This is a genomic window from Mucilaginibacter sp. (assembly GCF_041660805.1).
GTDB lineage: Bacteria > Bacteroidota > Bacteroidia > Sphingobacteriales > Sphingobacteriaceae > Mucilaginibacter.
In genome coordinates, this window is record NZ_JBAZVP010000028.1 from 20,987 (window position 1) to 46,554 (window position 25,568).

General features: G+C 38.2%; 27 protein-coding genes and 1 tRNA gene. 13 read left to right on the forward strand and 15 right to left on the reverse strand.

Translation table 11 applies throughout. From position 1 onward, the window contains the following. Positions 1 to 5 precede the first annotated feature (5 nt). Positions 6 to 1,307 (reverse strand): TlpA family protein disulfide reductase, encoded by a 1,302-nt coding sequence (locus WC743_RS22905; protein WP_373015886.1) that lies wholly within the window; start codon positions 1,305 to 1,307, stop codon positions 6 to 8. 695 nt (positions 1,308 to 2,002) lie between these two features. On the opposite strand from WC743_RS22905, the gene WC743_RS22910 reads away from it, so the two are divergent. Beyond that, positions 2,003 to 2,329, forward strand: a complete 327-nt coding sequence (locus WC743_RS22910) for a hypothetical protein (protein ID WP_373015887.1) — start codon at positions 2,003 to 2,005, stop codon at positions 2,327 to 2,329. A 41-nt stretch (positions 2,330 to 2,370) separates the two neighbouring features. Here WC743_RS22910 and WC743_RS22915 read toward each other — a convergent pair whose 3' ends face one another. From WC743_RS22915 to WC743_RS22945, 7 genes are all read right to left on the reverse strand, one after another. Beyond that, the gene (locus WC743_RS22915; RefSeq protein ID WP_373015888.1) at positions 2,371 to 3,318 is read right to left on the reverse strand and encodes a DUF5712 family protein; all 948 of its coding nucleotides are present in this window, start codon (positions 3,316 to 3,318) and stop codon (positions 2,371 to 2,373) included. A 12-nt stretch (positions 3,319 to 3,330) separates the two neighbouring features. Then, positions 3,331 to 3,882, reverse strand: a complete 552-nt coding sequence (locus WC743_RS22920; RefSeq protein WP_373015889.1) for a BfmA/BtgA family mobilization protein — start codon at positions 3,880 to 3,882, stop codon at positions 3,331 to 3,333. A gap of 9 nt (positions 3,883 to 3,891) precedes the next feature. After that, positions 3,892 to 4,239, reverse strand: a complete 348-nt coding sequence (locus WC743_RS22925) for a hypothetical protein (protein WP_373015890.1) — start codon at positions 4,237 to 4,239, stop codon at positions 3,892 to 3,894. A 122-nt stretch (positions 4,240 to 4,361) separates the two neighbouring features. Further along, complete coding sequence (locus tag WC743_RS22930; protein WP_373015891.1) at positions 4,362 to 5,270, reverse strand: IS3 family transposase; 909 nt, start codon at positions 5,268 to 5,270, stop codon at positions 4,362 to 4,364. Between the two features lie 8 nt (positions 5,271 to 5,278). Further along, positions 5,279 to 5,686: a hypothetical protein gene (locus tag WC743_RS22935; RefSeq protein ID WP_373015892.1), complete on the reverse strand. Its 408-nt coding sequence runs from the start codon at positions 5,684 to 5,686 to the stop codon at positions 5,279 to 5,281. A gap of 344 nt (positions 5,687 to 6,030) precedes the next feature. Next, positions 6,031 to 6,369 (reverse strand): hypothetical protein, encoded by a 339-nt coding sequence (locus WC743_RS22940; protein WP_373015893.1) that lies wholly within the window; start codon positions 6,367 to 6,369, stop codon positions 6,031 to 6,033. Continuing rightward, positions 6,366 to 6,632 (reverse strand): helix-turn-helix domain-containing protein, encoded by a 267-nt coding sequence (locus WC743_RS22945; RefSeq protein ID WP_090640116.1) that lies wholly within the window; start codon positions 6,630 to 6,632, stop codon positions 6,366 to 6,368. Before WC743_RS22945 ends, WC743_RS22940 begins: the two co-directional genes overlap by 4 nt. A 293-nt stretch (positions 6,633 to 6,925) precedes the next feature. Between WC743_RS22945 and WC743_RS22950 the strand changes: the two genes are divergently transcribed. Next, positions 6,926 to 7,633, forward strand: a complete 708-nt coding sequence (locus tag WC743_RS22950; protein ID WP_373015894.1) for a hypothetical protein — start codon at positions 6,926 to 6,928, stop codon at positions 7,631 to 7,633. Between the two features lie 370 nt (positions 7,634 to 8,003). On the opposite strand, the gene WC743_RS22955 is transcribed toward WC743_RS22950, so the two are convergent. From WC743_RS22955 to WC743_RS22970, 4 genes are all read right to left on the reverse strand, one after another. Continuing rightward, positions 8,004 to 9,032 carry a serine/threonine-protein kinase gene (locus WC743_RS22955; RefSeq protein WP_373015895.1) on the reverse strand — a complete coding sequence of 343 codons (1,029 nt, stop codon included), beginning with the start codon at positions 9,030 to 9,032 and terminating at the stop codon, positions 8,004 to 8,006. After that, positions 9,032 to 9,487: a hypothetical protein gene (locus WC743_RS22960; protein ID WP_373015896.1), complete on the reverse strand. Its 456-nt coding sequence runs from the start codon at positions 9,485 to 9,487 to the stop codon at positions 9,032 to 9,034. The genes WC743_RS22955 and WC743_RS22960 overlap by 1 nt, the downstream gene beginning before the upstream one ends. Before the next feature lie 144 nt (positions 9,488 to 9,631). Next, positions 9,632 to 10,186, reverse strand: a complete 555-nt coding sequence (locus tag WC743_RS22965) for an ImmA/IrrE family metallo-endopeptidase (RefSeq protein ID WP_373015897.1) — start codon at positions 10,184 to 10,186, stop codon at positions 9,632 to 9,634. A 14-nt stretch (positions 10,187 to 10,200) separates the two neighbouring features. Further along, positions 10,201 to 10,563, reverse strand: coding sequence for a helix-turn-helix domain-containing protein (locus WC743_RS22970; RefSeq protein WP_373015898.1), 363 nt, complete (start codon positions 10,561 to 10,563; stop codon positions 10,201 to 10,203). 547 nt (positions 10,564 to 11,110) lie between these two features. On the opposite strand from WC743_RS22970, the gene WC743_RS22975 reads away from it, so the two are divergent. The 8 genes from WC743_RS22975 to WC743_RS23010 all read left to right on the forward strand — a co-directional run bounded on the left by WC743_RS22975 (position 11,111) and on the right by WC743_RS23010 (position 18,488). Then, a complete protein-coding gene (locus tag WC743_RS22975) occupies positions 11,111 to 11,599 on the forward strand; it encodes a hypothetical protein (protein WP_373015899.1) in 489 nt (162 codons plus the stop codon). Continuing rightward, on the forward strand, positions 11,596 to 12,057 hold the full coding sequence (locus WC743_RS22980; RefSeq protein WP_373015900.1) for a hypothetical protein: 462 nt from the start codon (positions 11,596 to 11,598) through the stop codon (positions 12,055 to 12,057). Before WC743_RS22975 ends, WC743_RS22980 begins: the two co-directional genes overlap by 4 nt. Further along, a complete protein-coding gene (locus WC743_RS22985; RefSeq protein ID WP_373015901.1) occupies positions 12,058 to 12,591 on the forward strand; it encodes a hypothetical protein in 534 nt (177 codons plus the stop codon). Then, positions 12,533 to 13,912, forward strand: coding sequence for a hypothetical protein (locus WC743_RS22990; RefSeq protein ID WP_373015902.1), 1,380 nt, complete (start codon positions 12,533 to 12,535; stop codon positions 13,910 to 13,912). Before WC743_RS22985 ends, WC743_RS22990 begins: the two co-directional genes overlap by 59 nt. Before the next feature lie 190 nt (positions 13,913 to 14,102). Continuing rightward, on the forward strand, positions 14,103 to 15,359 hold the full coding sequence (locus WC743_RS22995) for an SIR2 family protein (protein WP_373015903.1): 1,257 nt from the start codon (positions 14,103 to 14,105) through the stop codon (positions 15,357 to 15,359). Then, complete coding sequence (locus WC743_RS23000) at positions 15,349 to 17,229, forward strand: ATP-binding protein (RefSeq protein ID WP_373015904.1); 1,881 nt, start codon at positions 15,349 to 15,351, stop codon at positions 17,227 to 17,229. The genes WC743_RS22995 and WC743_RS23000 overlap by 11 nt, the downstream gene beginning before the upstream one ends. A 15-nt stretch (positions 17,230 to 17,244) precedes the next feature. Further along, positions 17,245 to 17,454, forward strand: coding sequence for a KTSC domain-containing protein (locus WC743_RS23005; RefSeq protein ID WP_373015905.1), 210 nt, complete (start codon positions 17,245 to 17,247; stop codon positions 17,452 to 17,454). A gap of 5 nt (positions 17,455 to 17,459) precedes the next feature. Next, complete coding sequence (locus WC743_RS23010) at positions 17,460 to 18,488, forward strand: hypothetical protein (protein ID WP_373015906.1); 1,029 nt, start codon at positions 17,460 to 17,462, stop codon at positions 18,486 to 18,488. Positions 18,489 to 19,128: 640 nt separating this feature from the next. Here WC743_RS23010 and WC743_RS23015 read toward each other — a convergent pair. From WC743_RS23015 to WC743_RS23025, 3 genes are all read right to left on the reverse strand, one after another. Further along, positions 19,129 to 19,662: an ORF6N domain-containing protein gene (locus WC743_RS23015; protein ID WP_373015907.1), complete on the reverse strand. Its 534-nt coding sequence runs from the start codon at positions 19,660 to 19,662 to the stop codon at positions 19,129 to 19,131. Between the two features lie 75 nt (positions 19,663 to 19,737). Beyond that, on the reverse strand, positions 19,738 to 20,955 hold the full coding sequence (locus tag WC743_RS23020) for a site-specific integrase (RefSeq protein ID WP_373015908.1): 1,218 nt from the start codon (positions 20,953 to 20,955) through the stop codon (positions 19,738 to 19,740). Between the two features lie 250 nt (positions 20,956 to 21,205). After that, a tRNA-Glu gene (locus WC743_RS23025) sits at positions 21,206 to 21,277 on the reverse strand. Positions 21,278 to 21,641: 364 nt separating this feature from the next. On the opposite strand from WC743_RS23025, the gene WC743_RS23030 reads away from it, so the two are divergent. From WC743_RS23030 to WC743_RS23040, 3 genes are read left to right on the forward strand one after another with little or no spacing between them, the layout of a single operon-like run. Beyond that, on the forward strand, positions 21,642 to 23,030 hold the full coding sequence (locus WC743_RS23030) for a mercuric reductase (RefSeq protein ID WP_373015909.1): 1,389 nt from the start codon (positions 21,642 to 21,644) through the stop codon (positions 23,028 to 23,030). 8 nt (positions 23,031 to 23,038) lie between these two features. Beyond that, positions 23,039 to 24,004 carry an ABC transporter ATP-binding protein gene (locus tag WC743_RS23035; protein WP_373015910.1) on the forward strand — a complete coding sequence of 322 codons (966 nt, stop codon included), beginning with the start codon at positions 23,039 to 23,041 and terminating at the stop codon, positions 24,002 to 24,004. Continuing rightward, positions 23,997 to 25,568, forward strand: a complete 1,572-nt coding sequence (locus tag WC743_RS23040; protein WP_373015911.1) for an ABC transporter permease/substrate-binding protein — start codon at positions 23,997 to 23,999, stop codon at positions 25,566 to 25,568. Before WC743_RS23035 ends, WC743_RS23040 begins: the two co-directional genes overlap by 8 nt.

The following is a 25,568-nucleotide window of genomic DNA, read 5'->3' on the forward strand; positions in this document are numbered from 1 at the left end:
AATGATTAATTAGGAAATGATTGGGTAGAGGCTTTTGCATCAGAAAGGACAAAGAACTCCAGCTCCCGCATTTCTTCTTTCAAAATCAATCCATATTTGTAAAGGGCACGGTTGACCTCCGGAATATTGGCGAACGACTGTATTGGCAGGTGCATTTCTACATTTTCCTTGATTCCTGTTTCGTCAGTTGCTGGCATTCCGTTTGGAATTTCATTGAGCTCCCATATGACATTGGAAAGTGATCCGCCGGATAATACTTTGATTGAATCTTTACGATGTAGGGTATTTAAGGGTATGCTATTCGCCGTAGCCAGTAAATGAGTGTCCTTGTTAAAACGTTGTAGTACGAGGCATTTTACTTTTCTCTTTTCCATACGCCCGTTCATGTTGAAGAATCTATTTAGATCTTGCCTGATGATCTCCTTTAGCCGTACCGTTGAGGTACTGGAGGGCTGGACTGTTTCATAGCAAAAGTTATTTTTCTGCTTCCAGGGATTTCTATAGATTCCAGATGGCATTTGCAGTCGGGTTGTGTCCCTGATCTGTATCTGCATAAAAGTTTTAGGGAAGTAAAGCAGGTGATCCAGGGCAAGCATATACATCTGCAGAATAGGAAAATTGATAATATAGAATCGGAGCCTGTTGTTCAACGAATCTGTTACTGCGCCGAATTTCGGTGCGACCCCTTGTTTATAGCTATCTATTGCGCTATAGATTATAGTTTTTGAACTGTTTATCAAAGGCTGTTGGTAGTCATAAGCTATCACATCAGTTTTGACAGGCATATCCACCGTCTGATGATCCAACATGGCCTGCACATTTGCTTCGTTAACGTATTCTGGTTCGGTGATTCCTACAACCGTTCCATTTTCGTTGATCCATACCTCATGGGATAGGATGCGATGGGGAAATAACTTTTTAAGTTGGATGTCGTCTGTTACAATCGGCAATTGCATAGACCTGCCGATAGAGTTACGTTTTAAAAAAGCGGTTACGATATGTTGTTTTTCATAGGATACCGCTATAATCTCCAGTTTCCCATTAAACTTCTTTGCAAGTCTATCCATTTTAGGCATTGCCCTTATGCAGCTTCCGCAGTTAGTTGCCCAGAAGTCGAGTATGAGCAGCTTGCCTTTGAAGTCGGGTATTTTAGCAGTTTTCTTGGGGTAGTTAATGATGTTATTTAGGGTAATATCGGGTACTTGATCTCCTATTTGTAGGGCGGTTAGCGTAGGTTGGTCCTGGGCGTTTGCAGTTAATTTTAGGCAAAGCGTGGCCAGTACTATAAAAAGTATAGTTTTTTTCATGAAATTTTTTAGTTGAGTAGATTAAAGAATTAATCAAGTAAGACTCTGAAAAGGAAAACGGCAACCTGAAATTGACTATTAACTACTAAGCTGATCTTAGATTGCCGTTTGTCCTGATATTTATTCAGGAGCACAAATAATATTTTTCAACAAGCTTTTTAAGGAGAGATAATAATCTAAAAGAAAAATCAGCCTGCCGAACTTTGAGCAAGAAATTTTTAGTTTAAGTAAGAGCTTGTTCGGTGACTTCATCGTTTTGATTTTTATCAAAACCTCAAGCCAAATTGGAGAACTAAACTCCCGAGGGAGCCGGGTCACCATTGGATGTAATCCGCACGAGGGATCGCGTAGGACGATGCTGTTATTTAAACAGCTACTATTCGAAAATAGTACCAGGATACAAATTCCGCAAGTAGACCCGGCGCCCTAAGAATATAGGGTTCCGGGTGCTCACTTCCTCTTGTATCCTTGAATTTCCTACGTTCGTGCGGATTTTGAGGTTCTTGTGAGCACCTCCATTAAATCAATGTCAGTGCCGCAAATTTATAACTTCGTATTTAAATCATTTAATTCATTGACAAGTACATATCAAAAATAAGTTAAAATTTATTAATAACAAATTTTAACTTACGAATAGTTCTTATTTATAGCTATAAAGTTAACATTTACACATATTAGGTAAGTAAATACTTAGTATGGCTAATTGGAATATTTCAAAAGAGGATAATGAAATCCCCATAGATCCTAATTTTGAGGATATACAGACATTATTCTTATCGGGAAAAATAAGCAAGATGTATCAATTGGTAAAACGAAGCCCAACTAAGGTTGCTAAATTATTGGGCATTAATTACGAGGCTTACCATAACAAATTATCTAATCCAGAAAAGTTTACGATATTCCATATTAATATTATGGCTTATGCCTTTCGGATTGATCCTAATATAATACATGATGTTATCCAGATAGAAATACAAGACAAGGTAAAAGCAAAAGTTAAAGATTTTGGAGAGCATAAATAATAAGTCGGGGCTTTGTAACGACAGAAGTATTATCAGATCAATTATCGTGTATTAGTCCTCGCCTGTCTTTTCCTATGGCGATTTCTCCCATGTATAGCCTCATCATCCACATCATCTTTGATGTCGACATGGATAGGGCTGATGAAATCTTCAAAAGACTGGCCTATGGTGGCAGAATATGGATGAATGCCTGGTGCTAAGTCCATATCGGTCTGATCATCGGTAAGGCTTGTATCTAAGTGTGTAGCTTCTTTTTGATTTTGGGTTTCCATCTGCATCCGCTCGGCCAGGCCGCCGTTTTTCTGCGCATTGGCATAGGCCATTGTATCTTTAAGTTGCCTGTCAAACTCAAATAATTCGTCAAACAACGTTTCACCACACTGTTTAAAAGCCACTCGATCAAACTGCCCCATCTTTTTAGAATGATCCTCATTCTTGCCTCTTGATGTATTCATTGGGCTAAGCTTGATTTTGTTGGTTGCGTCTTTCCTGCTTACAATGACTTGTACATGCATCTGCTCGCCCTCCTTGCGATCTCCCCGTTTTTTAATACCCTGCTTGACCTCTGGGTCATTATGGGCGTAGTAACGGTAGTTTTCCAGCTTCCCAAACCATACCAGATCTTCGTGGCTGTTAATACCCTCCCGTTTAAAATTCTGTGCGTAGGCATCCATCACCCTAACTGCAAACCCTTTCATCTGGTCTTTGGCACCATCCTCGCCATATTGCTTCTTTAAAAAAGCAATTTCTTTTTGGCTGGGGCTGATATTAAGCAGGAAGAATTTCGCATCGTCCTTACCCAACTTAGCGATATTGTTATCTATTGTCCGCATAGCCACGTATGGATCTATTCTGACCTGTTGCCCATTGAACCAATACTCGGGTTCATCCTTATTATAAATCCGGTTCTCTTTTTCCAGGTAATGAACCAGTCCGCTGCTGCTGTCTTTGTTAGCCGCTTCTTTACTATCGGTAATATTGATAAACATAAAGCCGATTCGTTATAATAACCTGATCTGCTCTTTCGTGATAGCGATCAGTTCATCTTTTTCCCTGCCCGATGTCATCATACCAAAAGCCTCCCTCGATCTGATATAACCATCCAGAATAAACAGGAACTGTTCTTTCAGGGTTTCCTTACTTTTCATAACCTTCAGGATCGCATCCATTACGCGGGCTACTTCCCCGAACGCTTTGGCATGGCTTTGCAGGTTATTTAACACATCCGCATTATGCATCAATACTTCGGAATTAAAGCGGTCGATGATCTTTCTCTGTGATTGGGAAACCCTATCCATCTCTGTTTTGATAGGAATGAGCAGCATATTTTCCTGTGCCTTAATAAAACCGATGTACTGCTGATGGTTCTTCATCAGCGCATTTTTTAAGAGTTCATCATTCAGGTCTATTGGATCTTTCTTGCTTTTATAAAAATAATCGACCATCTGAATAAAAACCTGGCGCTTTGTCCGCCCCAGTTTAAGGGCGATCTTTTCAAACTTCTGGTCCACCACAATGGGGTATCGTACTGATCTTACATTAATATCTTCCATCACTTCATTTCATTTGTTGGCATAAGGCTGTACAGACCTATATACCTTTATATATCTATACAGGATACTGCCAAGTATCCTGTTTTCTTCTTCTTTGCAGGTAAAAACGCGGTAAAGTATCCCCGGAGGATACGCAAAACCCCATTTGCAGCGCAAATGGCAAGCAAAGTAGGGCTCTGCCCAACTTCCGCTTGCTCCTTTGTGACGTCCTGAAATAAGTTTACACTTTTGAGAGAGATATCCGGTATGATCCTGCAATAGGTTTACAGTAGTGTAGTCATCCTGATATGAGTTTACAATATTACTCTTTTTACCAGTACTACGGTATGATGCTATGGTCGGACATTGGTTTCTCATCTCATTAATAATTAATTGTTGTTTGTTTGTCGTGTTGAAATGTGGGGAACGCGTAGCGTTGTCCACATTTCAATGCGTTTTTCTTTTTTTGCTTCTTTTTTTCTTTTTGCGGAACCTCCTTTTTATGTTGATAACTCCGCCGCCAGATCCGGCCTTCGCGTATAATAGTTCCTCCATAACTGATCGGGTTTCGCTTTCCCGGCATGGATCAGGTTCGGTGTCAGGTTACCCAGGCTCATGTGAGGCCGTTCGTCATTATACAGGTTAATCACAAAGTCAAGTACCTGTTTACCTTGTTCCAGGTCATCAACACTATAACTGCTCAGGTACTCATTCTTAATGATGCCGTTCAGGCGCTCCGCTATGGCATTGTCCCGGGGATCACTGCTCTCGGTCATGCTGATCTTGATCTCATGCTGGTCGAGCAGGATGACGTATTCATTAGAACAGTATTGCAGCCCCCTGTCTGAATGATGACAGAGAAACTCAACGTTGTCTGCGCCAGCCAGGGCCATTTCCAAAGCCTTTACTGTTTCTATAGCCAGCAGGTTATCAGCAAGATTGTACCCCAGTATCTTTTTGGAGTAAGCATCTGTTATAAAACTGATGTAAAGAAATTTATCATTGATCTTCCAATAGGTTATATCACTTACCCATAATCTGTTAGGCGCTGATGGCACAAAGCCTTTGATCAGGTTAGGGAACTTCCGGTACATGTGAAATGAATCAGTTGTTGAAATTCTCCGTTTGTATCTTTTCACCAGCAACCTGTGGGATGCCAAAAGATCGAATAAAGCATCGCGGCCCATTTTTATCTGATGCTCCAACAAGAAAGGCTGCATCATTTCATACAGCTTTCTCGTTCCCATATGGCGGTGATCTGTCCTCATTTGTACCACGTATTTTAATACCAGTTCTTTTTCAATGGTTAGGGTTTCGTTATGCCACCAGTGCTGATAATAAGCTTGCCTGGTTACTCCAAGTACTCGACAGACGCGTGCAAGGCTTGTATTTTTGTTTCTGTCTTTCATTTCATAGATCACTTGGTGTACGACTTTTTTCTGATATTGATCTTTAAGTCCCTTTCTGCGATCTCGATCATCAGCAGATAGGATTGTTCACGTAACTGGCTATCTTTTAGTTGAAGTTTCAATTGCTTTATCTCAGCGCTTTGTGCATCCTTTTCCGGCAGTTCTACCGGTGGGGATGTTTTGGGCTTTTCATCCATATAAAATGATATAGGTTTTTTCTTGACACTGTTCTCAATGTAACCTAATTGCCTCATGAACTTCAATATCTTACCCTTTTCCTTCACCTCCCCGGTGAACTCCTTCCAAACCTGCTGCTTCGGCCTGTTGCCAGCAAGAAAGGCCTGAATGATCGTGTGCTTCTGTTTCGTACTAAAAAATTGACTTGGTTTGCTTTTCGCTCTTGCTTTTTCTTCCATTTGTTTGTCCGTTTTTAGGTGTAAACCTATTTCAGGACAAGACACTTTTCTTCCAAGAAGAAAAGGACGTTTTGACTGTCGCACACTCCAAATCGCTGCTACAGGAAAGTTGATAGAGTTATTGCTGCTAAACTTCAAAAACGGACTTGAACAATTGCTCTGCAAAAAATTATTTGATTTGCGCATACAGGTTATTGCATTAGAGATGTCTTCGTTTTTAAAGTCTCTTGGAAATAGCGTTTCGCTATTGGGGGCGAAGCATTCATTGTGTGGGTTCATTTCGTATCTGGGTATCAACATATCTAACGATCTTTAGATCATGTGATCAACTGATCTTGCTATCCTTAGATCAAGTGATCAGCCGATCTATTATCATGCTTATCCTCTGGCCACTCAACCAGGCTGCCTTTTACCGGGTGATAAGATGGGTAATAACAGATGTACCCAAACGTTTCCAGTTCCTTTATACATTTATGATAGGTAGCGGTGGATGCGATCCGGCTATAGGACATTAGCAACTGTCGGCTAACCGGAAACGGGTTACTATACCCACTCCGTTGCCAGCAGACAAACAAAGCTGCATACATGCTTACGTGGGTAGCGAGCAGATGCGGATTCTTACCCATTTGCCTTACTCGCTCGGCATAGGCAGCCATTTCTTTTGTTTTAACTATTGGTTTCAATGTTTACCCCCTTCCAGTACTTTATGAATATCTTCCAGTTTGTAATACATCATGCCGCCAATCTTGGTATAGCTAAGTGTGCCATTGATACGCAGGTTTTGTAAAGTACCAGGGGAGATGTTCAATAGCTTTCTCACATCTTTGCTTTTTAACCATTGCTTGCTTTGTCCTTTCCCCGGCTGAAGAATAATTTCTATTTTTTCCAGGAGTCTTTTCTCGAATGCTTCCAGATCTTCTTTTGTAACTAATTCATTTGATGTCATTGTATTAAATTAATAGTAATCATGTGTCTCGCCACCCGCTACTTTATGAGAATGGCTTCCCCTAATCCGCAATTGCTTGAATTGCAGCTGCTTCTGCATAAATCAAATATAGAATATTGTTTTGATAAAATAAAATATGTCAAAACAAATGATTAATTTTGACCTGTTCAATCAGAAAGCAACTTCATTTGGTTTGCTTATTTTTGATTAAGCTTGATAAATCATAACCAATTACTTAAAAGCAGGGAACACCAAAAGCAATCAAATAGCATCAAAAAATATTTTTTAAAAAAGTGAATAAAATCAGTTACAAAACCTACCTGAATGACCGTCTGAAGCAGGTTGACTTTCACGGACAGCTTACATATCCTTTATATGTGCAGGTAACTTTTGAGCGGAAGACCATATTTTTTAAAAGTTATTATTTCGAGCTGTTCTCCAAATACAGGTATGGGATGGAGTTACCGGATGGGAGTGTTAAAGGGCCTGATATGGAACAAATCATCGAAAAGGAGAACGAAGTGATCCGTTTTGTCATTGATAAAATGAAGGATGGATTTTCATTGGAGGCCTTTAAAAAAAACTATGCTTTTTTCAGTAAAGATCTTTGTGACGTGACTGAATTCGATTTTGTCACTTTCCTGTACCTATTCTTTGATGATAAAGAAATGCCACACATGGCAGAACTAATAAAATGGGGTACCCTTCAATTGGTAACCTATGATCTGATCATGGATTTTAAAAAAGTACTTAAAATGGCCTTATATAATGAACTTATTGAACGAGCATTTGAAAAGGCACCGCCTTATCTGCAATTATATAGTTTTATGATGCACGCCAAAAAATGGCCGATGCTTTGCCTCACAGCTATGGAATGGGATAATATGGAAACGATTAGGTCTTTTAAGGAATATGTGGAATTACATTATCCAACATTGAAGTCCACAACTTTGATTGGGCAGGTGAATAATTGGCCGAAGTATAGAAGAAAGGTTTATTAAGGTTTTCAATAGAAAAAAACACAATCAAGCAGGTTGAAAGTCTCAGTATTTAAATCATGATAAACTTGGACTTACGAAACTAATTAATGGATAGGAATCTCTTATTGTGAGATTTCAACATTTTATAGATGCAGAGCATACTCTATTAATCAAAAAGAACGGAGAATTATACTTTTGACGAAATGGAGTTTATTCGTAGCTCTTCTACGATATAACCAATACCCCCTCGTGCATCCCTATTTTTTCCAGTTGAATAAATACATAAAACTGTTTTATCAGCATCATAATTCCGAGCTAGCATACTGAACGGCGGCGCATCGGCAATAAAAAACGTTTTCAAATTGATAACTAAATATTCATTTGGATCAACTTAGATATGTAAAGTAGTATAGCTTATTAACTTATAAAATTCACTAACCGCAGTTGCCTCATCGAGAATATTAACGTAGCAATACTCCTGCACCCTTCGTTCGTTACGCTTAAATTCAATAGAATACTTACTCTTTTTAGTTTCAAAAAGCTGTAGAGTATACTTTTGTGAATTATGTATCCCTGTCCAATTTGTTTGATCAATGGGTCGCCAGTCAATTCCAAATTTTATTTTTTGTATTGCTTGACGGAAGGCTAAGCAAGACATAAATCTTTTACTTCTATCCGGTTTCATAGCCTTGTTCACTATTTTTTTTACTGCATCTGGTATATGGTCTGAATACAGACGATCAGGGAATTTCTCTTTATTGATAGCTTTAAGTAATTGTTGTTTGTTTATGTAAGGAATATCCAAACTCACTAGATTATTTATCATTCGATAAAAGGTTATACCTAAAGAATAAATATCACTAAGCTCATCTTGCGCAGTGTTAGCGAGAACTTCTGGGGGCAAATGTGCATTATAACCTGCAAAATTAAATGCTTGGCCTTCCAGGCCAAAAGCTAAACCAAAGTCAGATAATTTGGCGCGCCAGTTGTCATTATATAAAATGTTACCTGGTTTGATATCTCGATGATGTATGTTTTGGCTGTGTGCGTGTTCCAATCCAAATAGTACATCAATGATGGTTTTACAGGTATCTTGTACGGAAACAAATTGTTTTTCCAACAAACCTTGAACACTCCCATTTTTTAAGTATTCAGTTGTGATACAAGGTAGTTTACGACCTTTAAATTCATAGACATCAACTTCTTTAACCTCGACAATGTGTGTGTGGCGACACATTTCAAGTATTTTTGCTTCATTAAAAGACTCAATAAATTCTTCAGCAGTGTACGCTTCTTCTAACATAATCACTTTCACTGCCCGTTCCGCATCGAGTAACGGATCAAGAACATGAAAGACAAAACCGAAATTCCCCTTGCCTAATGGGCCTATAACTGAGAATTTGCCTATCTCCGTTATCACTATTTTAACAGATTTAGAGCCATTAATGCTGTATCTCTCATCTTAGCATCCCAAGGATTTCCTGGAGATTTCAGTAACTGGTCAATATATTTTTGCAGGTCGGTACCTTTCGGTAGATTGAATTTGCTTGTTACAATAGAACTGGGAGACGTATGTTCAATCTTTATATTCGCTTTAGCACAAAGCAAATTTAATATAGCTTGCCCGTAAAAAACTTTGCTGACAAAATTGTGGTTAACGTTACTAATTGTCAGTTTATAAGTAGCAACCGATGGCTTTTCTCGATTAAGGATCAAACTTAATTCTGTCTCAAACCATTCGACTATTTCAGCAGTTGAATAATTTGTAGGAATACTTAATTTATGTTTAGTTTTTAGTGTCGGCTCAAGCTTTGTCCCATATAAAACGCATAAAAAAATTCCAGTAGTAGAAAAGGTAAAGGCTATAACCTCCATAATAGATTGATTGGTTTATAAAACTAATCAAATTTTATTTTACTATTTAGCACATTAACTAGATGATGATAGGTTTTATATCGTTTTATGGCAAACAGTAACTTATAATTAAGGAATTATTACTAGAAGATATGTGAGATTAAATTAAGCGTATGCGAATTTATTAAGATCCGCAAAACGATAAGTCATAGCTTGAATACTCACATTAAATACCTTTGCAAGTTCTTCTATTAGTCTCGTCTCAGTAAGTTCGCTAAATTTCTCTTTCTGCATTTCATTAATTAAAAACTCTTTGGGCATTAGAAGTGCTGCAGCAAAAGCATTGGCTTCTTGCTCATGTTGAAATTCTTTTGGGGAATATATTTTATTATAACGCCATTTTACAATGAAGTCCTTATCGACAAATAATTCCTTTGGCTTGTTTTTGTTAACATGCAAAACAAGATGGCCAAGCTCATGGGCAATAGTGAATCTCTGCCGGTTTTTGGGGTGCGTTGAATTATAGCCGATCGTACCTTTGTGCTCTTCGACGACTAATACGCCAGAAACCTCGTCGCCCAACTCATAAGGCACAACCGCAGCGCCCATGGTTTTGGCTATATGTTCTACTGAAACTGGTGCCTGGGTAATTTTGGCTTCCCGTAAAAGTTCGGAAACCTGTTGTTCTATTTTAATATAAAATGAACTGGTTAATGACATAAGTAATTGGTTCCTTATTTTTTATATTTTGAATATTTTAAAAAACCTTTCAAAATCTCTGCCCCTAAGTCCTTATCGGCTAATTGAGCAACTTCTTTGGTAATAGATTTTTCAGTTTTTAGGGTAATGTTCTTAGTAGTTATAACATATAAAGGAGCTAAAAACTCTCCCACGTTAATATTTAACAAGCCCGACAGTTCAAGCAAAGCATGTAACTGAATCTTTTGGGTTCCCTGTTCAAAATTAACAATAGATATCCTGGTTAAACCAAGATGATCGGCGACATCATCCTGAGTTAGGCCCGATTTTTTCCGAGCCGCACGGATCAGTTCACCAAGCTTCTTGTAAAAAATATCTTGATCTTCTTTATTAAGCACAAGTTAAACTATTTAATGCAAATATACAAATAATTAGTAAATAAAAATTACGTAAGCAGGAGTGACTATTTAGGCATGATAAAATTCTTAAAATGTAAATAATAATTTGGATGGTAACTTTTTTTGATGTATATTTGTATATGTTGTGATTGATATTAATTGAGGAAAAAGTATAGATCATAAAAAGAGCCAGATAGTAGACTACCCAGCTCAGTAATTTTTAGTAAGGTCAGACAGTTTTACATGCTGTCTTCATATTGATTTTAGCGATTCAAATATAAGCACCTGCTCTGAATTAACCAAGCAAAAGAGAAAAAACTCTTGATAGTTTACCTGAGGGTAAGTTTCATTTTTAAATTTTAACGCTGTAGAAAAGTAATTCAATCTTAACCTTTTGCGCAATTACCGCACGCTGTGCCATTAAGGTAATGCAACATCGGGTATTACGGCAATAAGCCAATCGTATCCATGGAATGGCTGCGCGCCATTCAAAACATTGTTAAACTAGCCTAGTGGGCCAAATTCTACACATTAAATTAAAATAAGAATGAAAAAAGTATATCTACACGGTGAAAACAACCGTGATGTTAAGGAGATTGAGGTTGCTGCCAACGCCGACCATAATCTGTTATTAGAATTATTCAAACGCGAGTTTCAAATCGCCGAGCACGTTGATGATTATACTTTGTTCTTTCAGGAGGATGAAATATTTCCTGACGGCACAGAGGTTAAACTGGAAGTGGAAATCATTCACCGAGGCCACTACCATGTACACCGCTGTAAAAAAATCAAAACAGAGGTTACATATAACGGTCAAACCGAAGATTTTGAATTTGTACCCTCTGCAACAGGTAATAAGGTTTTAAAAACCGTTATTTCAAAATTCAAAATTGCTCCGGCAGATGCAACCGATCTCCTTTTAAAGGTCAATGATGAAATAATATTCAAGGCAACGGACCATATCGGTTCATTTGTTGGTCATCACGATTGCAAGTTAAGTTTATTACTGGTTTCTGATAAATTGATCCAGGGATGAAAACGATGGACTTGTTAATGTTTGAAAAGCACATTAGCGAGTTTGAATTTCAACATGGTGTTGAATCAGGTATGTGGGGGCTTCAAACCGAAGCCCCCGCAATAACCTGGCCGTTCGTTACCATTTGGGTTCAAGCTTTAGCTACCTATTATCCTCCAGAAAAGTGCTACCTGAGATTTACATTAAATGATTATCCGCAAAGCGCGCCTACTGCATGCCCATGGGATATAGAAAACGGCACCATATTAACTGCTGGAATCTGGCCAAAAGGTTCGGCAAAATTAAACCCTGTTTTCAATCCAGCCTGGAATAATGCTACTGCACTGTACGCACCGTTTGACCGACTGGCAATACCGGGGCATGATGGGTGGAAAACACAATATCCTGAATACTATTGGCAATCGTCTTTTAAAATCACAGCCTATTTACAATTTATTCACCGTCTTTTAAATACCTAAATGGAGCAACAACAATTGAATATAGATTTTAAGCTTTGGGAAGACCTCATAAAGGAATTGAAATTACGGGGCCGTGGTATGAGAGAAAGTGGAGCATTTCTATTAGGCCCTTTATCAGAAAGAGAAATAACCCGCTACATATGTTACGATGATTTAGACCCGCATGCGCTTGATAGTGGCATTATCGTATTTGACAGTAAAGGGTTTACGCCGCTTTGGAAGTTCTGCAAAGATAACCAACTGAAAGTGTACGCCGATGTTCACACACACCCAGATGGCTGGACAGGGCAAAGTGGCGTCGATAAAGATAACCCTATGATTGTGCAGTCTGGTCATATCGCATTGATTATACCACGTTACTCACAAGTACCATTACAAGGCTTGGAAGGTGTAGGTGCCTACATATATTTAGGTAGTAAGAAATGGAAAACATTCGACGCTGCCGAAAACATTATTAATATTAAAATTGAAAAACATGGAATTATCAGAAAATACCTTCAACAGATTATCAATCGCTTTAATCGAAAAAAATGAATGTGGGCCCGGTGAAGCGCTTGACCAATTAGCAACCTACCAACTCGTCTTAAATTGTGGTGAAAAGATTAGAACCTCGTTACCATTACAAGCCGCATTATTAACGGCAATAAACTCGGCTGGGAGAGCTTTTTTAGGCGGTGTTTATTTAATTATACCGGATCAAGTGGAATGCCTTTTACCGTGGGCTGAAAAGAAAACTCTCAACGCTATAGCAATAGAACTTGGCGTTAAAGCTACAGACCGTCCATTAGATTATTTATTTACGCTGAATTTTGGGTTACCGGGTAATATAGATCAAAATATTATAGAGGTGGTTGCATCAGACTGGCAAGGCGGTGTTTTGGTTGACGGTGAAAATACGGACATATTAAATGAAGGAAAATTGCCCCTTGGCGGTATTTATGCAGGCGGTCTTGCAGTAGGGCTTGCTTTCATGAAAGTTTCAAAAATACACGTTCAAGGGTTAGATCACTCAACCGGGCTTTCTTTATGGCGTCCTGATCTTAATTGGTTGGCGGAGGATGCTGCAGGCCCAGATTCGGTAACAATACCATCAAATATTTGGATATTGGGTTTGGGGCATTTAGGCCAGGCTTACTTATGGGCGTTAGGTTTACTTCCTTATAACGATAGCAAACTCGTTGATATTTACCTCCAGGATTTTGACAAGGTAGTAGCAGCAAATATGAGCGCAGGTTTGCTTTGTGTTATAAGGGATGTTGGACGTTATAAAACCAGGGTTTGTAGTGATTGGCTTGAAGCAAGGAAGATACAGACACACATTGTAGAACGTAAATTTAATAAAAATACAATGCGCGAAGAAGAAGAACCTTATGTCGCTTTATGTGGATTTGACAATGCCTATTCAAGAACCTTACTTGAAAAGGCCGGTTTCGATTTTGTTGTTGAAGCGGCTTTAGGGGATGATGTCAATAATTTTGATAAAATTATGTTACACACTTTTCCAAGTGCCATACATTCTGCCGAAAAAATATGGGACGGCCTACCTTCTAATTTTCTTCCCAAAGAAAAAGTATTAAAAGCGCTGACTACGGATAATGAAAAAGAATGTGGTATTTTAGAATTAACAATTGCCGGTAAGGCGGTATCAGGATCTTTTGTAGGAGCTTGTGCTGGGGCTTTAGTTATTGCAGAACTTATAAAGGCTCGTAACCAAGGTATAAAGACCGATAAAATTGTAAGCCAGTTGCGCTTTACTAAGCACACTCAGACAGTCGGTGATGGTAGTATATATCTAACAGAGTTAGGCAGGAGCCGTAGCCAAAATATCCAACCCGTAACTTTGCAAAATGAGTAAATCAACCAACTATTATTACATAGCTCAAATCACCTCGAAACTTCCCAGATATCAAAGATTAGTTCTGAACTTAACAACAGGATAAATATCAATAAACAAGTTATTAAAACACTTTAGCTTAAGCTTAACAATGTCTTTAGGTGGATATTCCCAAAGATTGATTATGTTTATTAAATAATACCTAAGCAATATGAGCTATCACGATCCTTACAAGCATATTAAATATTTACGTCAATCATTATCGCAAGATAAAAAACCAATGGGGTTTTTTATCTCTGCCGGTTGTCCACTTTCAGTTTCCATGCCCAATGGCCAGTGGCCACTTATTCCAGATGTAGAAAGACTAACTAAACATATTCATTTAGAACTAAAATCAAAAGATGGTGAAGTGAAAAATAAATATGATTTGCTATTAGATGAGTTATCAAAAGCAAAGAAAAACGTCAATAACATTGAAGATATTTTGAGTTTCATAAGAGGTCTTAAAGAAGTTTCATTTGGCAATACGGTTAGAGGATTTAGCGAAGACGATTTAATAGAACTAGAAAAAAATATTTGTGCCAAAATCGTGATTAAAATTGATGTTGCATTACCAGACAATCAATCCCCCTACCATAAAATAGCAACATGGATTAGCTCAATTGACAGAGAAAGGCCTGTCGAAGTATTTACTACAAATTATGATTTACTAATAGAACAGGCATTTGAAGAAATTTCTGTTCCTTATTTTGACGGCTTTGTAGGCTCCAGGCAATCATTTTTTGATCTAAGAGCATTAGAAGATAACTTAATCCCCAAGCACTGGACACGATTATGGAAAATACATGGGTCAATTAATTGGTTTCAAAAGACCAATAGAGAGGTTTTTAGATCAAGTCAGACTAAAGAAGTCGGAGCCTCATATTTAATATACCCATCTCATTTAAAATATGAGCAAAGTAGAAAAATGCCTTATCTGGCATTAATAGACCAACTAAATAGGTTTCTTCGACAAACATCTTCCTTACTAATAATTAGTGGGTATTCATTTAATGACTTTCATTTGAATGATACTGTTCTAAACGCGTTAAAAGGCAATCCAACAACGATGGTGATTGCTTTATTATTCGATACATTTATGGTTAAAAATGAAGAGGGTAATTCAGTCTACAGATACCCGCACGCAGTAAAATTAGCGGCAAAGCGATCAAATCTTGCTCTTTGGTGTTATGATGAGGCCATGATTGGTACTGTTCAAGGTAAGTGGAAAATCATGAAAGATGTTGACGAAGAGGAAAATTTAGGTGGGTGTATCGTAACTTTATCAGAAAAAAAGAAAAATCCAGACGGTAGCGATTCTGATGAAGATATAATAAAACACCAATTACAATTAGGAAACTTTGCAAAACTCGGCGATTTCCTCCAGGCACTTACAGGTTATAATTTGACTGCAGAAGATGAAAGATAAATCTACTTATCTCGGAACGGTACAAGACGTAAGCGGAACTACAGTGCGTATTACTTTAATGAATGAATCACTTTCTGGATTAGCATATGTTAATGGAGAAGGATTTAGAATTGGGCAAATTGGTAGTTTTATTAAAATTCCTATTGGATATATTGATTTATTTGGGATCGTTACCCAAGTGGGTGCAAGTGCAGTACCCGAAAATCAAGTAGCTTCTCAACCATATGGTAATCGTTGGATGACTATTCAGTTAATTGGAGAGGGACAAAGAAATGGTCAATTTCAAAGAGGAATTTCTCAATACCCAACGGTAAGTGATGAAGTACATTTAGTTTCTGAAAAGGATTTACAAAGAATATATGGACAGCCGGACCGACCTTACTTTGTTAAAGTAGGTCACATTGCGGGTGCTGAATCTATTCCTGCCTTAGTAGATATTAATAAATTAATTACCCGGCATTCAGCAATAGTTGGAACAACAGGTTCTGGAAAATCAACCACGGTGTCAAGTCTATTGAATGCCCTATCTGATCCAAAACGATATCCTTCATCCAGGATTATTGTATTCGATATACATGGGGAATACGCCCAAGCATTAAAGGATAGAGCAAATATCTTCAAAGTTAATCCCGATAAGACGGCGGGTAGCTATGAAAAAGAATTATTTATTCCTTTTTGGGCATTGAGTTTTGAAGAGCTCTGCGCTATGACATTCGGTTCATTCAACAATGAAAAGGACGAAAATATAGTTTTAGAAAGAATTTTATTGAAAAAGCTGGAGAGTATCAAAAAGTATGAAAAAAGTGGTATAGACCCGGATTACCTCAATATTGATTCCCCCATTGCGTTTAGCCTCAATCAACTTTGGTCTGAATTGTTTATTGATTGTTTTGCCACTTATTATTCTAAAAATGAGGGCTCTCCTTTAGATAATTTGGCATACGAAAGAGATAGCGATGGAAATGAACTAAAAGGCGATGTAGAAAAAGGTGTTCCCCCGATATTCCGAAAGCCTAAAAATGAAAAAGAGGATAATGAAAAAATCAATTATCTACCAGGATCAAATGCACTTAACATTGGTCAGCAATTATTGTCTTTAGGTGCTAAACTTAGAGTTCCACGATTTAATTTCCTATTTAAGCCTGGTGAATGGACGCCAGAGGCAGATGGTAAAACCGAAAAGGATTTGGATATATTGCTAAAAGAATGGATTGGAAGTAGTAAACCAATAACCATTTTAGATTTATCCGGTGTCCCTATTAGTATATTGAATACTATTATTGGTGTTTTATTGCGAATTTTGTACGAGGGATTATTTTGGGCAAGGAACTTATCGCAAGGAGGCAAACATAGACCACTTTTGTTAGTAATGGAAGAAGCTCATAATTACCTGAATAATGATGGCAGTGCATTACGAATAGTGCAAAAAATAGTAAAAGAAGGCCGTAAATATGGTATTGGAGCAATGATCGTCAGTCAGCGACCTTCAGAAGTAAACTCTACAATTCTTTCACAATGTGGAACATTCTTTGCCATGCGTTTGGCTAATGCTACAGACCGAGGACATATTACAAGTGCTGTTTCTGATAATCTTGAAGGTCTTACTGGTATGCTACCCATATTAAAAACAGGAGAAGCAATTATATTAGGAGAAGCTGTAAAGCTACCGATGCGCACTTTAATCGAAGCTCCTCCAAAAGACAGAAGGCCAGACAGTCAAGATCCTGTTATATACGATGAAGCAGAAATAGATGATTCTATGCAACCTGGTGGTTGGGGAATACCTACCGAAGCTGACCCGAATTATGCGGAGTTTATCGAAACATGGAGGGCGCAGCATCCTACAGTTAAAAGAGTATTTAAGTCATAAATTAGAAATCACATAATGAAAAGAACAAATGTAAGCTCATCAAATATTGCCTCAATCGGGTATGATGAAAGAACTGAAACGCTTGAAGTTGAGTTTTTAAACGGAGGTGTTTACCAATATTTTGATGTGCCTAAACATATTTACAATGAAATGATGGGCGCTTCTTCTCATGGGCAGTACTTAGCACAGAATATTAAAGGTAGATACCGTTATTCAAAAGTTTAATTTTGATGATAAAACTTAACCAACAGCTAAAGAGAGTTGAAATTGATTCATTTGAAATTGAAAACTCGATTGTTTTCAATTATTTTGACAATCTTCCTGCCTCTGAAAGAAACGACAGGTTATTGAGAGCAATTTATATTGGCGTATTAGCCTTAATGGAAGATCGAATTTCTGCTTTTTTGTCAAAAACATCTAATGAATTAGGAACAGAACTAGAAAGTTTAAAGATGATATTCGAGATGAAAAAAGAGCTCTTTTATAAATCTGCAGTGAAGGGCTCTTTGGCTGAGGAAGATATTGCCTATTTTCTCAATAATTACTTTACGGAAAAAAAGCTAAGAGATAAAGCCATCCTTATAGGTAATACTGCCGGTATCCTACCACAAAACAAAACAGGTGATATTATTTGTGAAATAGATGGTTTAAGTGACTTTAAAATTGCGATAGAATGCAAATTTGATAAAAGTATTAAGCTCGGAGATATAGAAAACAAAGAAATTTTTACCAAAAAGACCGATACGGCCTGGAGTCAATTGATAGAAGCCCAAGCTAATAGAGAGGCAAAGGTCAGCATAATTGTATTCGATATTTCCTTGATCGATATTTCCATCATCCGGCAATTTGATAACGTCGGATATATCCCAGGTGTTGGATTAATCGCTATTATTAATTCTCAGGTTGGCGATTATTCAAATCTTGCTATCGCATATATGTTAGCAAGAGATATTGCTGTTAATTCTAAAGTTACTGACCTTGATAAAGACTTGTTAATGGTATTGGTAAATCGGATAATCAAAGACCTCAATGAAATTTTGTCTATTAAAACGCTTGTTGAAAGTAATATTGAAAACAATAAATCTATTCTTAAGCAATTAGAAAAAAATATACTTTTAATGGACTTTAATAGGCAATATTTAAAGAAGTTCTTACAAGATGGCACATTAACCAAAAGTGACCTTTTGAGATACTATCAGGGGGATGATATAAAAGATAAATTTAGAATTATAGAAAAAGATATCGAGGAAAATTATTAAATCATAATGCTTTTTTTAGTTTACTTTGAAAATATTAATTACTTTAAATTTTTACTTTAAAAAAAGTTTAGACGCAATTTATTTTTATCATGTTTTATAAATTCTTACCTTTAACTAAGATTTGCATCAAAAATAAAGATGGTGAGCTAGCGGTGAGCCGAGATAGCGGAACATTGTAAGATATTGAATATAAGATCGATAGGAAGGCAATTATATTCTCCTACGCTAGCTACTTCTGGCCCTCCGCTTTAGATCAACAGGATCTCATTTTTCGTCAATTTGAATATTTTTTTTGAACATATTGGGACCCAAAGGTTGTCCGAGCCATCTTGCTATTCCATTATGGAAGAGCAAACATTAACCTTTTGGTTAATAATTGACGGTTATAAAGTCAAAGATTCAAACGCATAATTGTTCAGTAAAGCACTGCAATCACTTAAGGAGGTTATCACAATTTGTGATAACCTCAAAACAACGTAATCACTTTAATTAAGTAAAGTGCTTTGATGTCGCAAATTGCGACATCAAGGATTCAAATTCTGTTTCATCGGTTTAGCCGCGTTAATTCATTCAAGTTTGGAGTTGTCTAATTATTCCGTCGACGCTAATGGATTGCGCCACCTATATCTAATGATTTTGTCTATAAGTTATCCGGTTTATAGCCGATTCGTTTTCGTTCTTGCGGTTCTACCTTTTTGTCAATCAATTCATCTAGGTATCGAAATACTATTTCCATATTTTTATCCTGACTGTTGATCTTGGATTTAATTTTTTCGATTTCGAGTCTCAATTCCGTATTGTCGAAAAGCATTTGGCGAATCTTCGTAAAGATCCTCATTACTTGAATATTTACTTCTATCGCCCTGTCGCTGTTAAGAACACTCGAAAGCATAAGAACACCATGCTCAGTAAAGACAAACGGCAATACCCTTCGCCCTCCGCGCCCTTTCTTTGACATCACAAATTGTGATGTCAAAGATGAATATTCATTTTCCGAAAGCTGAAACATGAAGTCAGGCGGGAATCGTTTTAGATTTCTATTTACTGATTGATTTAAAACACGTGTTTCAATATTGTATAATTCCGCCAAATCACTTGCCAGCATTGTTTTATGCCCACGGATATAATAGATTTTATTCATGATGATTTCATCAGGTATCAATTGGTTTTCCATTTTTTTAGATTGAAAGGATAAGATGGGAATAAACTCTATAAGGTGCCATTTTGCCACCTTATAGAGCTGTAATTATTAAACGGTTAGATATTTCTGTTTAAGAGATGCCATATCCTGGCTTACTTTTAAGTCCAGGATTTTAGCATAGTGCTGGGTGGTTTTGATATTGGTATGCCCTAACATTTTGCTGACCGTTTCTATCGGTACACTATTGGATAGGGTAACAGTTGTGGCAAACGTGTGCCTCGCCAGGTGAAACGTCAAGTGTTTAACGACATCCGATAGGTCAGCTATTTCTTTAAGGTAAGCATTCATTTTTTGATTACTCAACACAGGTAATAGCAACCCTTTATTTTCACATTGGGGATGATCCTGATAGCGGTTTAATATTGTTAAAGCTACAGGGAGCAGCGGTCGGGAAGATGTATCGGTTTTTTGACGACTGGTAAATATCCACTGTTCGCCATCCATGCCAATGCCGATCTCATTTCGTTTCAGCTTCTTTACATCGGCGTAGGACAAACCTGTGTAACAGCAAAAAACAAAAATATCTCTTACTTGCTTCAAGCGTTCAATCGTAATCTTTGGGGATGTCGTAATATTATCAAGTTCCTGCTGCGTAAGGAAAGTGCGCTCCTTTGCCTTAGCAGTAGATTTAAAATTGATGAATGGATTTTGCTTTAGCCAGCCATTAGCAATACAGTGATTAGCTATTTTTTTAAGATGTTTAATGTACTTGGCAGCAGATACACCGGTAATTTTACAATCTGCTTTCAGGTAAAACTCAAATCCAGTAATAAAGGCATAGTTTAATTGACTAATCTCTATATCTGTTTTGCCATATTTCTTTTGCAGGAAGCCGGTAAGGTGTTTTTCAGACGTATTGTATCCTTTTAATGTATTCGCTTCAAACCCATTACCAATCAATGCCTTTACTTTGGCATTATGTTCAGCAAACAGTTGCATCAGATAGCGGCTCTTTTCTGTTTTTCCTGTGAATTGGTTTTGTAGGCTTTCAGTGGTGATACGCTGGTTTGCATCAATCAGCACCTGGTGCGCATTTCTAACTTTGGTTAGCAGGCTGTCCAGATAATTGTTAAGCGATTTGATCTCTTCTTTTGCGCCGATGGCTCGACCCGCATGGCTGTTCCATTTGGCCGGATCACATTCACGTCCGGCAGACATTTCTACGCGTTTACCATCTACGGTAATGCGCATGTAGACGGCCATAGGGCCTCCTTTGTAGTTTTTTTGCTTTCTCAGGTAAAAAAGCAGGTGGAAATTACTTTTCATAATTACAAGCTTAAAAGTGAAACAAAAGTAAGTTTGTAGCCTGCTATTATCAAGATGTTTAACGATTGAACATCTTGATAATCAATTAATTATAAGTAATTCGGTGCGTAGCATTTTTTCATTTAGGTACGCACCGAATTTGCGTCTTTTTTGTTGCAATTTGGTGCATAAAATGGTGTTTTGATAGAAACAAAAAAACCTGCAATCATTTGATTTGCAGGTTTTTAGCATCTTTCGATATTGTTTTAAGTAGCCCGTAGGGGAATCGAACCCCTGTTTCTAGAATGAAAATCTAACGTCCTAACCCCTAGACGAACGGGCCATTTTACGAGGTTTAAAATTAAGATATTATCCTTTTTTTAAACTACGTTCCCTTATTTTGGGATTGCAAAGATAAACGTTTCATTAGAATATTAAAATATTCTTTTAAAAAAATTTATTGTGCCTTTTTTTACTCCCTGTTGCACAATATAGGCACACATAAATCATTTTATTTACAAGCAAACAAAAAATTAATTTTCCTATTATAATTCCGGAATTGATACGATATCTTTATACAATATAATCATCCTCTTACCTATGAAAGCAATTTGGAACAACCAGGTTATTGCCGAAAGTGATGATACCATTGTTGTTGAAAATAACCACTACTGCCCAATGGAAGGGAGTAAAAGTAACCCAACAATATGAAGCAATACGATGCGATAATAATTGGTTCGGGGCAGGCGGGCGTACCACTGTCAAAAAAATTAGCCAATGCAGGCAAAAAAACTTTACTTATAGAGAAAAGTGTTGTAGGTGGTACCTGCATAAACGATGGCTGCACACCCACCAAAACCATGATAGCAAGCGCACGAATAGCTTATTTAGCAGGGCTTTGTAATGACATGGGTATTACCATAAAAGGCTATAAGGTTGATTTGGCCCAAGTTAAAAAGCGAAAGGATGGGATTGTTAAGCAATTTCGGGAGGGTGCTCAAAGTTCAATTGAGAAAACCCCAAACCTCGACCTTGTTTTTGGCGAAGCTGCATTTGAAAGTGCCAAAATCATTACCGTTAAATTAAAAAATGGCAAAACCAGCCAGGTCACTGCCGATCAAATTTTTATAAATACGGGCGCCAAAACCATCATCCCAAATGATATTGAAGGTATTAATGAGATAGACTATCTGACATCTCATTCTATTTTAGAACTGGATAAGGTTCCTGAACACTTGCTTATTATTGGTGGTAATTACATCGGACTGGAATTTGGCCAGATGTTCCACAGATTTGGCAGCAAGGTAACCGTACTGGAAAAATCACAGCAATTGTTATTTCGTGAGGATGAAGATATCTCGGCAGAGATTACCCGCGTATTAAAAGACGAGGGCATGAAAATTTATACCAATGCCAAAACCACCAAATTTAAACAGAAAGAAAAAGGCAAAATAACCGCTACTGTACAAGTAGCCGGCGAAGAGATAAAGATCAAATGTACGCACGTACTGATAGCCATTGGCCGTGCACCACAAACAGCTACACTTGGCTTAGAAAAGGCTGGCATTAAAACAGGCAAAAAGGGAGAGATATTGGTTAACACAAAGCTGCAAACCAATGTAAAAGGCATTTATGCTTTGGGCGATGTAAATGGCGGCCCTGCTTTTACACACATTTCTTATAACGATTACATCATTGTTTACCGCAACCTGATAGAAAAACAAAACCTGAGCACCAGGAACAGGCCTATACCTTACTGCATGTTTACAGACCCTGAACTGGGCCGCGTAGGTATTACCGAAAAAGAAGCAAGAGAAAAGGGACTGAATATAAAAGTGGCTAAGCTGCCAATGTCGCGCGTGGCAAGGGCTCTTGAAACCGGCGATACACGTGGCTTAATGAAAGCCGTTGTTGATGCGGATACCAAAAAGATCTTAGGCGTTGCCGTTGTTGGCGTTGAGGGCGGCGAGATCATGACGGTACTGCAGATGGCCATGATGGGCGGGATTACTTATGATAAGATCCGCTATTGTGTGTTTGCCCACCCCACCTACTCCGAATCATTAAATAACCTTTTTATGACTTTGGAGGACTAATTACCGGCATGATAAAAGTTGAGCACCTGGTTAAAACATACGGCAACATAAAGGCGGTTAATGATATCTCCTTTGAGGTGGAGAAGGGCGAAACCATGGTGCTGCTTGGTACCAGCGGCTGCGGTAAAACTACTACCCTTAAAATGCTTAACAGGTTGATAGAACCCGACAGCGGAAGCATCTCTATCGACGGAAAAAATATATTAGAGCAACCGTCCGAGCTTTTGAGACGGGGGATTGGTTATGTTTTACAAAACAACGGCTTGTTCCCCCATTATACCGTTGCCGAAAACATTGGAGTTGTCCCTAACCTTCTAAAATGGGACAAGGCCAAAACTCAAAAAAGGGTTGACGAGTTATTGGAAAAACTCCATCTGACCAAAGACTATCTAAATGCCTACCCAACCGAGCTAAGCGGCGGCCAGCAACAAAGGATTGGTTTGGCAAGGGCATTAGTGGCCAACCCACCTGTATTGCTCATGGATGAACCTTTTGGAGCACTGGATAATGTTACCCGCTCCAAAATACATGGTGAATTTAAAGCACTTGATGAGCTAAAACGCAAAACCATTATCATGGTAACGCACGATGTACAGGAAGCCTTTGAACTGGCAGATAGGATCGCTTTAATGGATAAGGGGAAAATTGTGCAGATAGGCACACCTGCCGAACTGCTGTTTAATCCTGTAAATGATTTTGTAAGCGGGTTTCTTAAAGACCAGCGACTGCAACTGGAATTTAAGTCGATAAAGCTAACCGACATATGGGAGCACTTACCGGAAGCCGGCAAAAAAACAAATACATCCTCTCTATCTGCCGAAACCGGGGTTTGGGATGTGCTGGAAAGCTTTAAGTTCTATCCAAAAGAAACGGTTAACATCCATAATCAGCAAAATAAAGAGTTTAAGAGCATTACGTTTGAACAACTGATGCTGGCATTTTCAAAATACAAAAACCTGCAGCCGCATGAATGAGCAACAGCAAACCTTGTTTCAGTTCATGAGCCAGCAGGCAGATAAGCTGGGCATGCAAACGCTGCAGCACATAGGCCTTACATTTATATCGTTGTTTATTGCTGTACTAATTGGCCTGCCCATCGGTATTTATATCACCCGTAAAAAGAGTTTATCGGGCCTTGTTTTAGGTATAGCAGGTGTGTTGCAAACTATCCCAAGCATAGCATTGCTTGGCTTCATGATCCCTCTTTTAGGCATAGGCGCAAAACCGGCTATAGTGGCGCTGCTGCTTTATGCTTTACTCCCAATTATTCGCAATACCTACACAGGTATAACCGGGGTTGATGCCGCTGTTAAAGAAGCCGCGGTTGCTATGGGGATGAACAAGTGGCAGGTATTGTTTAAAGTAGAGCTGCCTTTGGCTATGCCGGTAATATTGGCAGGTATCCGCACGGCTACTGTTATTAACGTAGGTGTGGCTACCCTTGCATCATACATTGCCGCGGGTGGTTTGGGTGAATTTATTTTCGGCGGCATCTCCCTCAATAACACTAACATGATACTGGCGGGGGCAATACCGGCAGCGCTGCTGGCCATTATATTTGATTTCCTGTTGTCTCTGGTTCAAAAACTGAATTTTAAAAAAATAAAAGGCGCGGTTAAAGTGGCGCCCATCCTGCTAGTATTACTATCCTGCTTATACTTTATCCCGTCAGCCTATGGCGGCAAACTAACCGCTGGTTTTACACCCGAATTTATGGGCAGGCAGGATGGCAACCTGGGCCTGCAAAGCAAATACGGATTAAAGATCCATACCATAGTGATAAGCGATGCGGTAATGTACAAGGCAGCACAGGAAAAGGAATTGGATGTAATAAGTGGCTACTCTACCGATGGGCGACTGAAAGCCTACAATCTTGTAGTATTAGATGATGACAAAAAGATCTTCCCTCCTTATTACGCGGCACCAATAGTCCGTGTGGATGCTTTGGAAAAATTCCCCGACCTGGAAAAAACGCTTAACCTGTTATCGGGCACTATTACAGATTCTGTCATGACGGAGTTAAACTATAAAACCGATTATCTGCACCAAACACCCGAGCGGGTAGCTAAAGATTTTCTGGTGGCAAAAAAACTTTGGAAACCAGAGCGCGGCGGAAATGACGGGATTGTGCGCATAGGCTCAAAAATATTTGGTGAGCAATACATTTTGGCAAGCATGTATACCATGCTTATTAAAGGATACACCAATTATGATGTAAGCACCAAAACAGGCTTAGGTGGCACCAAAATTGTGTTTGATGCTATGACAAATGATCAGATTGATGTTTATCCGGAATACACCGGCACAGGCTTACTGGCCATATTGCAGGCACCGGCCAAAACGGTTAATACATTACAGGTGAGTAAAGATAGTACCTACAACTATGTGCAAAAAGAATTTTTAAAACGTTATAATATCAAATGGTTAAAACCAATAGGGTTTAATAATGCGTATGCACTAATGATGCGCGAAAAACAGGCAAAAGAGTTAAACATAAAAACAATTTCAAATCTTAAACGATATTTGGAAAGCAAGTAA